A 14,942-nucleotide genomic window follows, 5' to 3' on the forward strand; every position below is an offset into this window, starting at 1 on the left:
AGTAAAGATGAAGAAATTTTTTTCAGCGTTGGCGGTAACGTTTTTTATAGTAGGGGTGGGGAGTATTTTTGCGGAACCTAAAAAAGTGGATCAAACTTTGGCTATAGTAAACGGCAAGCCTATCTTTGAATCGGAAGTAAACAAAGTTTTCAATAATTTAAAATCTGATATGCTTGCATCGGAGCAGTGGTCAGAACAAAAGATAAATGAGTTAAAAAACAGGATTTTAGAGAGACAAATTGATTCCATCCTTTTGAAAAATGAAATAAAAAAACAAAAAATTTTAGTTTCAAGAAAAGAAGTTTTAGAATACATTAAAGAACTGAAAAAGAATCATGCAATTGATGAAGAACTCAGTAAACAAAATCTTACGTACAAAGACTTAGAAAAAAGTGTTAGCGAAATTATTAGATTTATGAAACTTATTGATAAGATATTGGATGTCAATGTAGAAAAGATTACGGAAGCTGAAATTAAAAGTTTTTACGATAAGGTTATTATAAAAATGAAAGGAGGAAATCCGGGACTTTCACATGATAAGGACTGTTTAGCTGCAAGTGTTGCCGACGATCTGAAAAAAATGTTCAGCGAAAATGTGAGAATTAAACAAATATTTATTAAAAATCCTAAAGGTACACAGGATGCTGAAACACAAGTAGTACAATCGAAAGTTGAAACTGTAAAAAAAGAACTTCAAGTAAAATCTTTTGCAGAGGTTGCGAGAAAATATTCCGAAGATCTTATTTCTAAGTCAAGAAATGGTGATTTGGGAATAGTTGTTGTGAAAGGCGATTTGCCTCTGGTTTTAGAAAAGGCTGTTTTTTCTATGAAAGTTGGTGATTACACAAAAGAGCCTATAAAAACAGATATAGGATATTATTTCATAAAACTTGAAGAAAAACTCCCAAACAGAAAAATAGTTTTTGACGGTAAGGTCAAAGATTATATAAATAGCAGATTATTGCAATTCAATAATGAGCAAGCTTGTATCCGTTACATAAGCACTTTGAGGACAAAAGCGAATATTAAAATAAACAAAGTCTGGTAAAATAATAATGACTAAACCCCGATTGGCGATTACTTTGATAAAGCGCCTAAACAAAATTTCAAACACTGTTGTTGACATGTACGGTTATGTAATAGAACCAGTAATAACCGTGGTACAGCAAACACCCAGATGAACTTTTTGGACACGCAACAATCATAGCTTGCATTCTTTGTGTGCACCCATCGCCGCAAAAGAACAGAGAAAAATGAAGAATTGGCTGAAAAAGAGGGATATAATTGCAATTTCAAAGATGACTGGAGATATGCGAGAAATGGGACTTGCGCTAAAATTGAAACTAAATATCGCTACTATTAATTAAGGAGAAAGAATAAAATGGAAGATATGGGAGATAATCAAGAGAAATTTTGAAAAAAACAAAAAAGATAAAAGAAATGCAGTTGTAAAGCCGTTTAGCCTGCTTAGGATTTAAATATCAATAGAAAAAAATAAAATGATAGAGAGGAATTCTCCGTAAATGTTAAGACATATATGCATATTTAAAATCAAATAAAATGAAGATATATGTAGAAAAAATCATTATTAAAAACAGGGCGCCTTTTGATAATTTAAGTTTAGATTTCAAGGAAGCTGTCGTATATTGCTGATGCTTGGTATGAAATGGCGAAATCTTTTTTTCAGAATGAATTTGAAGGGAAACAGGATGCTTTTAACATTTATAAAAATCAGCTGTCTTTTGTATATATAAGATTTAAAACTAAAACTTATGAAGAGCAATGTAAATATTACATTGACTATGTTGACATCAGAGAAAAATGTACTCAGGATCAGTATAATAAAGCTATACAATTAGAAGAAAAAATATCTTTTGATAGATAAAATTCAAAACTATATTTCTCAAAACTATTGTGTTAAACATGTATCACTTAATTTTAATAAAGATAAAGCTGAAAAAATATTCAAAGATAATGTTATTACTTATTTTTCTTCTTATAGATACGAGTCTCCGGGCTACTTAAATGATCCATATGAAATCAATTTGGAGTTTAAAAAAAGGATCAATTTTCAGGATATTTGAGAAATCCAATTGAAGTTAGAACTTGTTTGTTACAGCTTGCTAATTGGGTTATGGATATTGTTTTAGACTTGAAAGTAACCGAAGCCAAACAAGAAGCGGTTTTACTGAGGAATATAAATAATATATTTACGCAAACTCTTGTTTCTAAACAGTTGGGAGCTGTTAGAGTTGGTATAGGTCAAAGGAGTTTTGGTAGTACTCGTATCCAGATAGTAAAAAAAGAAACAGTGCAGACTGTTTATCCAACAATTTTCAATCTTTCTTCTGGTGAAGCTGCGATGTTTTGTTTATTTGGAGAAATTCTCAGGCAGGCAGATAATAACAAAAATAATATACTTCTAGAAGGTATAACAGGGATCGTGTTAGTTGATGAAGTTGATAAGCATTTGCATATTAAACTTCAAAAAGAGATTCTTCCTAAATTACTTGATATTTTCCCAAATGTGCAGTTTATTTTAAGTTCTCATTCTCCATTTCTAAATATGGGATTAGCTGCAGTGGCTAAAGAACGGGCTAAAATAGTTGAACTTAACAATTTTGGTGTTTCTACGGATCCAACTGCTAATGAGCTTTATGATGAAGTATATAAAATGATGATCAGTGAAAATGACAGATTTAAAGAAGCATATGATTCTTTGAAAGAGACCATAAAATCTGGCAAAAAACCTCTCATAATTACTGAAGGTAAAACTGACATGATGTATCTAAAGAAAGCAAAAGAAAAATTAGAAATTGAAGACTGCGATATTGACTTTTTTGATTTTGGACAAGAAAAGAGTTTTGGAAACAAGGAATTAGAAAAATTGTTAGGATATATTTCAAAAATTAGACTAGAAAGAAAAATAATAGGAATTTTTGACAGAGATAATGATGATGTTATAAAGCGTATTGAAGGCGAGAAGGAATATATAAGTTATTTAAACAATGTGTATGCTTTTTGCATTACGCTTGTGAATAAGGATATTTATGAAGCAGATTATATATCAATGGAACACTATTTTATAAAAAAAGATTTATGCAAACAAGATAAGGAAGGTAGAAGGTTGTTTTTGGGGAGTGAATTTTTTTGATTCTGGAAAAAGTAAGGGGAGAATGGATCATTTGAAGTAGAGATGGAAAAGGGGAAATTGAAAAAAAATAAGATTGGTAAAAATGTGGTAATTGATAGTGCTGTTTATTTATCAAGTGATCGTGAATATAAAAATTCGATTGCATTGTCAAAAGCTGACTTTGCGGAACTTGTTGCAAATAATAATGAATTTGCAGGGGAATTTGATTTTTCAAATTTTGAATCAATCTTTAAAAAAATAAAACAAATAATAGAATAAATATTAATAAAGAGGAAAAATATGCCAATTTTAGATTTTTTGTTGCCGAAAAACGGAAAAAAACAAAAAGTGATTCTTTTGGGTTCAGGTGCTTTATCTATAGGACAGGCCGGAGAATTTGATTATTCTGGTTCGCAGGCTGTAGAAGCTTTGGAAGAAGAAGGTCTTGAAGTTATAGTTATTAATCCTAATATTGCTTCCGTTCAGACTAATAAGGCAGCGAACAAGAGAGTTTATTTATATCCCGTCACTCCTTTTTGGGTAGAGAAAATTATTAAAATTGAAAAACCTGCTGCAATTATTTCAAGTTTTGGCGGACAGACGTCTTTGAACTGTGTTATAGAGTTGGAAAAAAGCGGGATTTTAAAAAAATATAACGTAAAAGTTTTGGGAACTCAGGTTAACGCTCTTGAGATGTCCGAAGACAGGGAGCTTTTTGCCCAAAAGATGAAATCGATAGATGCACCGGTAGCAAAAAGCCACGCTGTTTCTACTGTAAAAGAAGCTTTGGAGACTGCGGAACAGATAGGTTATCCCGTTATAACAAGATCTGCATTCGCTCTCGGCGGACTTGGCAGCGGTCTTGCAGCAACAGACGCCGAATTGAAGAAGCTTACACAGTCGGCGCTTATGAGTTCTCCGCAGGTTTTAATTGAAAAATCTCTGCACGGTTGGAAAGAAATAGAGTATGAAGTTATGCGTGATAAAACAGGAAACACTATAACGATATGTAACATAGAAAATTTTGATCCTATGGGAATACATACGGGAGATTCCATAGTTATCGCTCCCTGCCAGACGATAAATAATATTGAAAACAATATGTTGAGAGATATGGCAATTAAGATTGCCCAGAACGTAGGTATTGTCGGCGAATGTAATGTTCAGTACGCTTTAAATCCAAAAGATTACGGTTTTTATGTGATTGAAATTAATGCGAGATTGTCGCGTTCAAGTGCTTTGGCCAGTAAAGCTACCGGATATCCTATTGCGTATATAGCTGCAAAAATAGTGATAGGATTTGATTTGCTGGAACTCAAAAATCCTGTTACGGGGACTACTTCGGCTTTTTACGAGCCGTCGCTTGATTATGTTACTCTGAAAGTTCCGCGCTGGGATCTAAGCAAGTTCAGTGGAGTTTCAAAAAATCTCGGAACACAAATGAAATCGGTAGGCGAAGTTATGGCTATAGGGAGAAATTTCTGCGAAGTTATACAGAAAGCTTTGAGAATGGTAAATGAAAATGAAGACGGCATAACCGTAAACTTTTTCAAAGATGCTTCCGATGAAGATATTGAGAAAGAACTTCTGTCTCCGACAAATTTAAGAGTTTTTGCAATTTATGAAACGTTTAAGAGAGGGGAAAGTCTTGAGTATGTGTATGAGAAAACAAAAATAGATTACTGGTTTTTGTCGCACATTCTTTATCTGGCAAAGATTGAAAAGGAATTGCTTAATTTCTTTAACCCAAACGTAAAGAAAGATAGTGTTACGGTTCAGGAATTGTATGATGCTTATAAACAGATTCCAAAAGACTTTTTACAGCATTTAAAATCAAGAGGTTTTTCCGATTTCCAGCTTGTGAAGATATATCTCTTAGCATGTTTGAACAGTAAAATAAAACTCAGCATAAAAGAAATAAGAAATCTTTCTTTCGCCGTAAGAAAGTTGAGAAAGAAACTCGGAATTTTGCCTGTTGTAAAGCAGATAGATACGACATCGTCGGAATATCCTACAAAATCCAATTATTTGTATCTAACTTATGACGGAATACATAGTGATGTGTCTTCTAAGAAAAATGAAAAGAGCATTATAACTCTTGGAAGCGGAAGTTATCGCATAGGAAGTAGCTTGGAGTTTGACTGGTGTTCCGTTATGACTAGCAGTTATTTTAAAAATAAGAAAAATGACAGTGTCATAATTAACTGCAATCCCGAAACAGTATCGACGGATTACAACGCTTCGGATAGGCTTTATTTTGAAGAACTGTCATTTGAAAGAGTGTTGGATATTATAGATATTGAAGACCCCAAAGGCGTGATTGCCTGCATGGGCGGACAAAATCCTAACAATTTAATCCAGCCTTTAAGCGAAGCGAAAGTAAATATTTTAGGACACAGCCAAAAGAGCGTTGCCGCCGCCGAAGACAGAGAAAAATTTTCAGCTACGCTTGATAAGCTCGGAATAGACCAACCGGAATGGATTTCTGCCGTTTCTATTGCTGATATTGATAAATTTATAAAGAAAGTCGGATTTCCGGTTTTAATACGTCCAAGTTTTGTTCTTTCAGGGACTCTTATGAATGTTGCAACCGACAAAAAGAGTTTGGATTATTATTTGTCTCTGACTAGAGATATTTCATTTGATTTTCCCGTTGTTATTTCAAAATTTATTCTTGACGCAAAAGAGATAGAGTGCGACGGAGTCGCAAAGAACGGAGATGTCATTCTTTCTATCGTAAGCGAACATATTGAAAACGCTGGTGTACACAGCGGCGACGCAACAATGGTGTTTCCGGCTCGTAAGATATACGTTCGCACGGTAAACATTATAAAAGACATAGTTAGAAAGATAGCTAAGGGTCTTAATTTAAACGGACCTTTCAATATACAGTTTATAGCTAAAGACAACGATGTCAAAGTTATTGAATGCAACGCAAGGGCTTCGAGATCATTCCCGTTCATTTCAAAAGTTTCGGGCGTAAATCTTGCCGAGATTTCGTGTAAAGTGATGAATAATGAGAGAGTGAAAAAGATTTTAATCGATGAAAGCGAGATACCTTACGTAGGAGTTAAAGCTTCAATGTTTAGTTTTCAGAGATTAGATGGGGCGGATCCGGTTGTTGGCGTAGAAATGTCGTCTACTGGCGAAGTAGGTTGTTTGGGCGAGAAATTTAATCATGCAATGCTTCTTTCTATGGAAGCAACCCGAATAATAAAACCCCAAAAGGGAGTTCTTTTAAGCACTGGCAGAGAAAAAGATAAAGTTAAATTTATGGAAGTGGTGGATAATCTTTATAAACTCGGCATTCCAGTTTATGCTACAAAGGGATCTGCAAGATATCTTGAAGGCAGGGGATATAGCGTCAATACAGTTCACTGGAACCGCAGTTCGCGCGCTGTAGATGTTATAATTGACGGGAAAGTTGATTTCGTAATAAATATAAATAAGAATCTGAGCGTTGACGAAATTAATAATAATTCAGAAATAAGAAAAACAGCCGTTAAATTCGGATGTTCCATTTTGACAAATCTCGAAAAAGCGATAGCTTATTTGAGAGCGTATGACTCATACGACGAACTGCAGAATATTGAAAACTGCATAGGTCTGTAAAGAGCAGAATAAAATTGGCGGTAAGCAAATCCTATCAGTAATAATATGTTTTTAAGAGTTAAATAATAAGAGCGGAGTATAAAGAAGAAACTTAAATCCCGCGTAAAAAACATCAAAATAAAAATGGACAGGGAATGAAATATTTGGTATAATTTTTAAATGTAATAAAAGCAAGGAGTCATAAATGACATTTGAAAAAAAAACGGTGGTTGATCAGTTTAAAGTACATGCAACCGATACGGGGTCTTCAGAAGTTCAGATTGCTATTCTTACTACAAGAATTAAATATCTTTCAGATCATTTCAAGAAATTTCCGAAAGATTTTGCGTCGAGAGTTGGATTTCTCAAAATGATAGGACAGAGAAGACAATTATTGGATTATCTTAAGAAATATAACAAGGACAGTTATTCTTCGTTAATCAAGAGATTATATCTCAGAAAATAAAAAATAATATCTGGCAAAACTACAAAGGATGCAAGGAGACGCTTGAATAGTAAGATAAAAGTGTGTGTTTGAATCTTTTGTATGAGTTGTTGTGTCGACTAATGGAGCTTAAGAGTGGAATATTTTAAAAAAGAAGTTGATGTTGCTGGAAAAAAATTTATTGTTGAATCCGGTAAAGTTGCGAAACAGGCTGGCGGTTCTTGTACTGTAAGAATTGGAGAGACAGTAGTTTTGGTTACGGTGGTTTCTTTAAAAGAGCCTAAAGTTAGCATAGATTTTATGCCTTTAACGGTAGACTACAGGGAAAGAACTTATGCAGCCGGCAAAATACCAGGTGGTTTCTTTAAAAGAGAAACTAGACCTAGAGACGGAGAAGTATTGGTAAGCAGGCTTATAGACAGAAGCGTCAGACCTCTTTTTCCTGAATATTATAGAAACGATACTCAGATATCGGCTGTTGTTCTTTCGCACGACGGGGAGAATGATTCTGAGATGGCGGCTATTTTAGGTGCTTCCATTGCGTTATACACCTCCGATTTGCCTTTTACGACGCCTATAGCGTCTGTGAGAATAGGCAAGATAAACGGACAGCTTATTATAAATCCGCTTATTGCTGAACAAAAATTGAGTGATTTGGATTTGGTTGTCAGTGGAACTGAAGAGGCTTTGACTATGGTTGAAGCTGGTGCGCGAGAACTTTCAGAAGCTGAAATGCTTGAGGCTTTAAATCTGGCGGGAAAGACGTTAAAAGGAATATGTTTATTTCAGAAGACGCTTCCTGCAAAAACAAAAATTGTGGTTGAACAGCCTCAGCATAACTCGTTATTGAAAGCGGATATTGAAGCTGAAGCGGTTTCGAAAGCTGAAATGAGCGTCGTAATTAAAGAAAAATGCGAAAGAGAATTTTTCTGGGATTCATTTAAAAAAGACATATCGTCGAGACTTCTCGAAAAGTATCCGGAAGAATTGCCGTCGACAATAGATGCGATACTGGAAGATATTTTCTATCAAAAAGCGAGGGATCTTGTTTTAAATAAAAAAATCCGTACAGATGGGCGGGGTTTTGAAGAGATAAGACCGATAACTTGTGAAACCGGTGTGCTTCCGAGGGTTCATGGCTCCAGCTTATTTACAAGGGGGCAGACGCAGGCTTTAGTAACTGTAACACTGGGGAGCCCGTGTGATATGCAGGTTATTGATGAGCTTATAGTCGAATATAAAGAACGTTTTATGCTTCATTATAATTTCCCCGGTTTTGCGACGGGAGAACCTAAAAGAGATAGAGCTGTAAGCAGGAGGGAAATCGGACACGGGAATCTAGCTAAAAAAGCTTTAAGACATATTATGCCGGACGGAGAAGATTTCGGTTATGCCGTAAGAATAGTCTCGGATATATTAGAATCAAACGGTTCTTCGTCGATGGCTTCAGTTTGCGGGGGGTCGCTTGCTTTATTTAATGCCGGAGTACCTGTAAAATCAAGCTGTGCTGGTGTCTCTATGGGGCTTATGAAAGAGGGCGGCAGTTATGTTATTTTAACGGATATTACTGGAATGGAAGATCATCTCGGAGATATGGATTTTAAAGTTGCAGGTACAAGAAAAGGCATTACTGCTCTTCAAATGGATATAAAAATTTTGGGACTTACTACTGAAATTGTGGCTCAGGCTCTTGAACAGGCAAAGCGTGGAAGATTTTTTATATTAGATCAAATGGATGCGGTGGTTTCAGCTCCTAAAAATGATCTTTCAAATTATGCGCCTCGTATGATAACTTTGACAATACCTCAAAATAAAATAGGCGAGCTTATAGGTCCCGGCGGAAAAAATATAAGAAAAATTCAGGAAGATAATAGCGTTAAAATAGATATTGAAGAAACCGGCAGGGTTTTTATTTCCGGGGTAGAACCTGATGGTGTTAAGTCTGCGAAGGAATACGTTGAATGTTTGACCGTTGAAGCCGAAGTCGGGAAAATTTATAAAAGCAGAGTTACAAAAATAATGGCGTTTGGCGCTTTTGCCGAAATTTTGCCGGGCAAAGAGGGATTGATACACATTTCGCAACTTTCAAATCGGCATACAAAAAGAGTTGAAGACGTTGTAAAAGAAGGCGACGAAGTTAAAGTTAAAGTAATTGAAATTGATAAGCAGGGAAGAATAAATTTAAGCATTAAAGCGGCTTTATAATAGCAGTGCGGCGTTTGTCTATTAAGTTAGTATTTTTTGTGCTTTTAGCCGCGTTAACTCCGCTCTTTACGTTCAAATCTTCGCATTTTTTTATAAAAAGGTTGATAATATGGTTAATGATATTAAAGACGAAGTAAGGTCTCTTTATGAAATAATGAAAGAGGAGAAAGTTCAGGAACTTGAGATAAACTCAAGAAATTATAGTATTTGCATAAAGCGCAAAGATCACGATGAAAATAATCAGACTGTTCAGAAAAAACAAATTATTGTGCAAGAAGAGCCGATGGTTTCAGGTGAAACTATAAAAACGCCTATAGCGGGCGTATTTTATAGATCTCCGTCGCCATCGTCTCCTGTGTTTGTAAATGAGGGAGATATTGTAAATATCGGAAAGACCGTGTGTATAATTGAAGCGATGAAAGTTATGAACGAAATAAAAGCTACTTTTAAAGCTAAGATATTAAAAATGCTGGCGGAAAACGGAAAACCAGTGAATTCGGGACAGGACTTGTTTGAAGTAGAAAAAGTATGAGGTAAGGTATGTATGGAAATAGCTGGAAATAAATTCTGCCATAGTTGAAACTTTTGTATTTATCGGTAATAAAATAAAGACAAGTCTGGGCGTGTACGGATACAATGCTTTATCTTTCGTTAGAGCGGCTTTTAAAAGAAGGTAAAGTTAATTGGATAGAGCATCGGAATTTCTCCAAAATAACTTCCGAAAAGTAAGGGATTGTTTTTGTGAGAAAAAACAAAAAAACTAAAAATAAAAAGCAGGATAGTTTAAAGAGAAACAGGGAAGCCGCTGCCCTATTTTTTGCTTTAGCATCTTTTTTAAGTGCTTATGTTTTTATCGTTCGATCCAGATCGGGAATACTCGGAGGGGCATTCTTTGCTGTGATGTTTGCCGTGTTCGGTCCGACGATCTACATTTTGCCTTTGATATTTTTACGTTACTTCATAATACATATAATGCAGTCTGTGGAGTTGAGCAAAAAACTTGATTTTATATGGTCCGTTATCTGCATTGTTTCTTGTTCTGTATTATTTAAGGCGGTGTGTTTGACATTTGTGCCTACAACTAAGATTTTCAGCGGCGGCTGGGTAGGGGATAATCTATATCCTTTTTTTAAAGAACTTTTTGGTGTATGGCTTGGTTTTGCCGTTATTATAGCAATCTTTTTGTTCTCAGTTGCAAAGCTTTTTAGGATTTCGATAAATAATTTTCTGAAAAATCCGGAAGCAAGCATAACAAAAGTGGAAGAAGAAAAAGTTCAAGATATTGCGCAGGCGAAAAAGCAGGAATATTTGATACTGCAGAAATCCGATCGTGCAATTCCTAAGCCTAACATTTTAAGCAGACAGGAAAAAGAAGAAAAGAAAAAAGCGGAAAGTCTTATCTGTCCAACTGTTAAACAGACAAAAGTTGACAGCAAGATTTTTGATTATAAACTTCCTGTTGCTGGTTTGCTTAAGAATGATTCTGCCGCAGACTTTGAGACAGGCAAAGACGAACTTTTGAAAAGAGCGGAACTTTTGAGAACCACTCTTGCAGATTTTGATATTGACGCAAAAGTTAAAGATATTATTCCGGGTCCCGTAGTAACTCGTTATGATTTGATTTTATCTCCCGGAATAAGAATACAGACGGTGTCCGGAATTATAGATAATATTTCTCTTGCTATGCGCACTGCGTCGATAAGAGTTGTTCCTATACCCGAAAAAGCGGTTGTGGGAATAGAAGTTCCCAACTCTTCAGGCATTATTGTCGGTTTGAGAGGAATTTTAGAAAGCGCTACTTTTGAAAATTCAAAATCTTTACTTACTTTGGCTTTGGGGAAAACTACGGATGGATCAGGTTATGTAACTGATTTGGCTTCAATGCCGCATCTTTTAATCGCGGGTGCTACTGGTTCTGGAAAAAGTGTCAGCATTCATACTATAATACTTTCTATTTTATATAAAGCGCGTCCTGACGAAGTAAAGTTTATGTTGATTGATCCTAAACGCGTTGAAATGCCTATATACAGAGATATTCCGCACATATATAATCCATGTACTTGTGCGACTAATGCGGATATTATAACCGGTCATAGAGAGGCAGCGGTGGCTTTGAAAAAACTTGTAAACGTTATGGATGAAAGATATACGAAATTTGCAAAGGCAATGGCAAGGAACATTGAAGATTATAACAGCAAAATGGTTGAAACCGGAGGGGAGAAAGAATTTTATATTGTCGTTATAATTGACGAGCTTGCTGATTTAATGACTGTGGTGCAAAAAGAAATAGAAGATTCTGTACAACGTTTGGCTCAAATGGCAAGAGCGGTAGGTATACATTTAATTCTTGCAACTCAAAGACCTTCGGTTAACGTCGTAACCGGTATTATTAAAGCCAATTTCCCAGCAAGGCTTTCATTCCAGACGACATCTAAAATAGATTCAAGAGTTATTTTGGATATGCTTGGAGCGGAATGCTTGATGGGTAAAGGCGATATGCTGTTTTTGCCGCCCGGAGAAGCAAGACCCGCTCGTCTTCAGGGAGCTTATGTTTCATTAAAAGAAGCCGAGAAAGTTATCTCGTTTATAAACGAACAAAATTTCCCAAGATCATACGAGCCTGTAGTCGCTGAAGTTGAGAGAACCGTCGGTTTTAATGCAGACAAAGAGAAAAGAACGAGAGATTTAATACCCGCGCTTAAGCTTATAAATGAGCGTAAACGCATATCTCAGGATTTGCTTAAAGCAAATTTCGGCGGTTCCGCAAGAGCTACGAATATATTAAGCATTCTTGAAACGAGAGGCTTTATAACAAAACCGGAAGGCACTAATAAATGGCAGATAGATTATGATAAAATCAGACAGTACTTGGAAGAAACAGAGCGGGGAGCGTGCGCTGAAAGGCAGAGTTAACAGAAATAATCTAATGCGGTGCGGGATTTTATTACTGCGACGGCAGACCGTGCCTTTACTGCGTTGGTTGCGTTTATTGTTTTGGCAGTCGTCGCTTTTGCACATAGTAAAGATGATAATCTCAATGATATTCTTAAGAAAACCGGACAGCATTTATATAAATTAAAGGATGCCGCAGGAACAGCGCATATATATTAACAGCAAAAATATTACAATTTATGCCCCGGAAAATAGACAGGCGGTAATTTGCAGCTGGAAAAATTTCATTGATGGAGACTTTGCTCTGGCAGTTTTTATAAATTTTGGAAGTAGCTGGAGAGAAATAAAAAGAACTAACATAATAAGTTTAGGCGGAGAAAATGAAAAATATGTTGTTATTAAAGTTAATCCGATAGAAAATAAAGAAAAGACTGGAATATAAAAATATATGTTTCAAAAGCAACTATGCATCCCGGAAAAGCCGTTATAGAGTCTGAGGGAGTTAGAGGGGAAATTATATTTGAAAGCTATACTCTTAATCCTGCATTGAAGTAATAAAGCTCAATTAGAAGATGCAGTGAAAAAATAGGAGAGTTACTTAAAGAAAAACGCGGAAAAATGAATATATCTTTTGCCGACATTTATAAAGCTACAAAGATCCGCGAAAAATATATCTCTGCAATTGAAGACGGTGATATGAGTATTTTTTCGCGGCAGTTTATTATAGAAGTTTTGTGTGGTCGTACTCTGAATATCTAAGTTTTAATACGGAAGAGCTGTTTGAGAGGTTTGGTATGGGAAAACGTCTTCTTAAGGAATTGCCTAGCGAAGAAGAAAAAAATCAAATATGAAAATTGAATTACTCGGAAAAACTTCTCAAAAAAGTAAAATTAGTGCTTTTATATAATAGCTACGGCTTTTTTTGTGCTTTATAGAAGTATTTTAAGTATCCCACTGTTTGTTAAAACTCATCCTCAAATCGAAAATTTAAATAATCAGGATCATACTGATGGAGTTATCGCTGCTCTTGAAGAAAAAAAGAAACTCTTTCTGATTCTAAACAGAAACTTGTTGTTGAAGCCGTTGCCGATGCTTGGATTAAAATAGATTCCGATAACAGTCCGATATTTGAAGGAACTGTTGCATAAGACAGTAAAAATTCATGGGAAGCTGGCAAATGTTTTGAGTTGCAAATAGGGGTTATACGCCCGGCGTTAATGTATTTTTTAATGGAAAGTCGGTGTTGACGTTGACGTAGTAGTTTTTCAGGAGCTGTACAGGATGTCAATACAGTCATTTTAGAGAAACAATGACGGATAATATTATGCAGACGATAGCCGTAATAGCTTTAGGATGTCCGAAAAATACTGTTGAAGCTGAATACTTACTTGGGATTTTTCAAGAAAAAGGTTTTAAGATAAGCAGTAATCTTGATAAAGCTGACATTGTCGTGATACATACGTGTTCTTTTATAAAAGCGGCAAAAGCGGAATCCGAAAAATGCATACGAACTATTTTGGATATTAAAAAAAAGAAAAGTTTGCGTGTTTACGTTTCAGGTTGTCTTCCACAGTTGTTGAAAGAAAAAATGTCTGTGCTTTTCCCAGACATCGACGGTTTTGCAGGTACGGGAACATTGCAGTATCTGCCGGATTTGGTTTTCGGCAAAAATTTCGGCAGATTTATTTTGCCTCCCGGAGGTTTGAACGATTCTAATTACAGAGTGCTTTCTTCAACTATTCCGTCTGCATATTTGAAAATTGCCGAAGGTTGCGGACACGTATGCAGTTTTTGTATAATTCCAGCTTTGCGCGGAAGATACGAAAGCCGCACGATGGAATCATTAGTTGACGAAGTTGCCGCATTGGCAGAAAGCGGCATAAAAGAACTTATATTAATAGCTCAGGATACAACGGGTTATGGAAAAGACATTTACGGCGCTTTCGTTTTGGATAAACTGCTTGTAAAACTTTCAAAAATAAACGGGTTAAAATGGATAAGGTTGCTTTATGCTTATCCGTCGAGTATTACCGACGGTTTGATTGAAGTGTTTAAAGAACATAAAAAAATTTGCAGTTATATGGATATTCCCATACAGCACGCGAGTAAAAATGTTTTATCTGCGATGAAGCGTCCGTTAAATACACCTGGTATTATTGAGAAAATAAAGAGAAAATTGCCTGATATTGTTTTGAGGACGTCGATAATAGCGGGTTTTCCCGGTGAGACGAAAAAAGACGTAAACGAACTTATAAATTTTTTAAATCGTGGATATTTTCAATATGCAGGAGTTTTTGAATATTCCGATCTCAAAGAAGCTGTCTCGTCAAAGTTGAAAAGGCATGTCAGAGCTGCCGCCGCAAAAGAAAGAAAAATAATGATAGAAAATGCACAATATGATATTTTTCAAGCAAAAATTGATAAAATAAAAAACAATACTGTTGAATTTCTTGTTGAAAGCTGTTTAAAAAAAGGGAACGTATATAGTATAAAAGGAAGAAGTAGTTTTCAATCGCCTGAAATTGATGGAAATATAATATTGGAAAACGATAAACCTCTTGCGGTCGGAGGATTCTATAAGGCAAAAGTAAGAAGCGTTGACGGTTATAATATAAAAGTATATATTTGACGATTTTATTTGCTAACTTAAGTTTATCTTAGATGATCTTAAAGTGG

General features: G+C 35.5%; 13 protein-coding genes. All 13 read left to right on the forward strand.

Going from position 1 to position 14,942, the window contains the following annotated elements:
• Window positions 1-7 precede the first annotated feature (7 nt).
• The 13 genes from RSTT_RS01215 to rimO all read left to right on the forward strand — a co-directional run bounded on the left by RSTT_RS01215 (window position 8) and on the right by rimO (window position 14,895).
• Window positions 8-1,048, forward strand: coding sequence for a peptidylprolyl isomerase (locus RSTT_RS01215; RefSeq protein WP_096525372.1), 1,041 nt, complete (start codon window positions 8-10; stop codon window positions 1,046-1,048).
• A 618-nt stretch (window positions 1,049-1,666) separates the two neighbouring features.
• A complete protein-coding gene (locus tag RSTT_RS01220) occupies window positions 1,667-1,885 on the forward strand; it encodes a hypothetical protein (RefSeq protein WP_096525383.1) in 219 nt (72 codons plus the stop codon).
• Between the two features lie 195 nt (window positions 1,886-2,080).
• Window positions 2,081-3,154, forward strand: coding sequence for an AAA family ATPase (locus RSTT_RS01230; protein WP_197702016.1), 1,074 nt, complete (start codon window positions 2,081-2,083; stop codon window positions 3,152-3,154).
• Window positions 3,155-3,196: 42 nt separating this feature from the next.
• Entirely contained in the window at window positions 3,197-3,412 is a 216-nt protein-coding gene (locus RSTT_RS01235; protein ID WP_096525385.1) for a hypothetical protein, read from the forward strand.
• A gap of 21 nt (window positions 3,413-3,433) precedes the next feature.
• Window positions 3,434-6,745, forward strand: a complete 3,312-nt coding sequence (carB, locus tag RSTT_RS01240; RefSeq protein WP_096525386.1) for a carbamoyl-phosphate synthase (glutamine-hydrolyzing) large subunit — start codon at window positions 3,434-3,436, stop codon at window positions 6,743-6,745.
• 184 nt (window positions 6,746-6,929) lie between these two features.
• The gene (rpsO, locus tag RSTT_RS01245; RefSeq protein ID WP_015423177.1) at window positions 6,930-7,190 is read left to right on the forward strand and encodes a 30S ribosomal protein S15; all 261 of its coding nucleotides are present in this window, start codon (window positions 6,930-6,932) and stop codon (window positions 7,188-7,190) included.
• 114 nt (window positions 7,191-7,304) lie between these two features.
• Window positions 7,305-9,374 carry a polyribonucleotide nucleotidyltransferase gene (pnp, locus tag RSTT_RS01250; protein ID WP_096525387.1) on the forward strand — a complete coding sequence of 690 codons (2,070 nt, stop codon included), beginning with the start codon at window positions 7,305-7,307 and terminating at the stop codon, window positions 9,372-9,374.
• A 109-nt stretch (window positions 9,375-9,483) separates the two neighbouring features.
• Complete coding sequence (locus RSTT_RS01255; protein ID WP_015423179.1) at window positions 9,484-9,906, forward strand: acetyl-CoA carboxylase biotin carboxyl carrier protein; 423 nt, start codon at window positions 9,484-9,486, stop codon at window positions 9,904-9,906.
• A 209-nt stretch (window positions 9,907-10,115) separates the two neighbouring features.
• A complete protein-coding gene (locus tag RSTT_RS01260; RefSeq protein ID WP_096525388.1) occupies window positions 10,116-12,287 on the forward strand; it encodes an FtsK/SpoIIIE family DNA translocase in 2,172 nt (723 codons plus the stop codon).
• Between the two features lie 18 nt (window positions 12,288-12,305).
• Window positions 12,306-12,485 carry a hypothetical protein gene (locus tag RSTT_RS01265; RefSeq protein ID WP_096525389.1) on the forward strand — a complete coding sequence of 60 codons (180 nt, stop codon included), beginning with the start codon at window positions 12,306-12,308 and terminating at the stop codon, window positions 12,483-12,485.
• On the forward strand, window positions 12,457-12,708 hold the full coding sequence (locus tag RSTT_RS01270; RefSeq protein ID WP_096525390.1) for a hypothetical protein: 252 nt from the start codon (window positions 12,457-12,459) through the stop codon (window positions 12,706-12,708). Before RSTT_RS01265 ends, RSTT_RS01270 begins: the two co-directional genes overlap by 29 nt.
• 143 nt (window positions 12,709-12,851) lie before the next feature.
• Entirely contained in the window at window positions 12,852-13,025 is a 174-nt protein-coding gene (locus tag RSTT_RS01275) for a helix-turn-helix domain-containing protein (RefSeq protein ID WP_269457772.1), read from the forward strand.
• Between the two features lie 550 nt (window positions 13,026-13,575).
• Window positions 13,576-14,895, forward strand: a complete 1,320-nt coding sequence (gene rimO / locus RSTT_RS01285; protein ID WP_096525392.1) for a 30S ribosomal protein S12 methylthiotransferase RimO — start codon at window positions 13,576-13,578, stop codon at window positions 14,893-14,895.
• Window positions 14,896-14,942 lie beyond the last annotated feature (47 nt).

This window comes from Candidatus Endomicrobiellum trichonymphae, assembly GCF_002355835.1.
In the GTDB taxonomy this organism is placed as follows: Bacteria; Elusimicrobiota; Endomicrobiia; order Endomicrobiales; family Endomicrobiaceae; genus Endomicrobiellum; species Endomicrobiellum trichonymphae.

Bases quoted from the DNA above. Each gene is read 5' to 3' on its own strand.
- RSTT_RS01255 (WP_015423179.1), top strand. From the start codon at position 9,484: ATGGTTAATGATATTAAAGACGAAGTAAGGTCTCTTTATGAAATAATG.
- RSTT_RS01215 (WP_096525372.1), top strand. From the start codon at position 8: ATGAAGAAATTTTTTTCAGCGTTGGCGGTAACGTTTTTTATAGTAGGG.
- RSTT_RS01235 (WP_096525385.1), top strand. From the start codon at position 3,197: ATGGAAAAGGGGAAATTGAAAAAAAATAAGATTGGTAAAAATGTGGTA.
- carB (WP_096525386.1), top strand. From the start codon at position 3,434: ATGCCAATTTTAGATTTTTTGTTGCCGAAAAACGGAAAAAAACAAAAA.
- rpsO (WP_015423177.1), top strand. From the start codon at position 6,930: ATGACATTTGAAAAAAAAACGGTGGTTGATCAGTTTAAAGTACATGCA.
- RSTT_RS01270 (WP_096525390.1), top strand. From the start codon at position 12,457: ATGCCGCAGGAACAGCGCATATATATTAACAGCAAAAATATTACAATT.
- rimO (WP_096525392.1), top strand. From the start codon at position 13,576: ATGACGGATAATATTATGCAGACGATAGCCGTAATAGCTTTAGGATGT.
- RSTT_RS01220 (WP_096525383.1), top strand. From the start codon at position 1,667: ATGGCGAAATCTTTTTTTCAGAATGAATTTGAAGGGAAACAGGATGCT.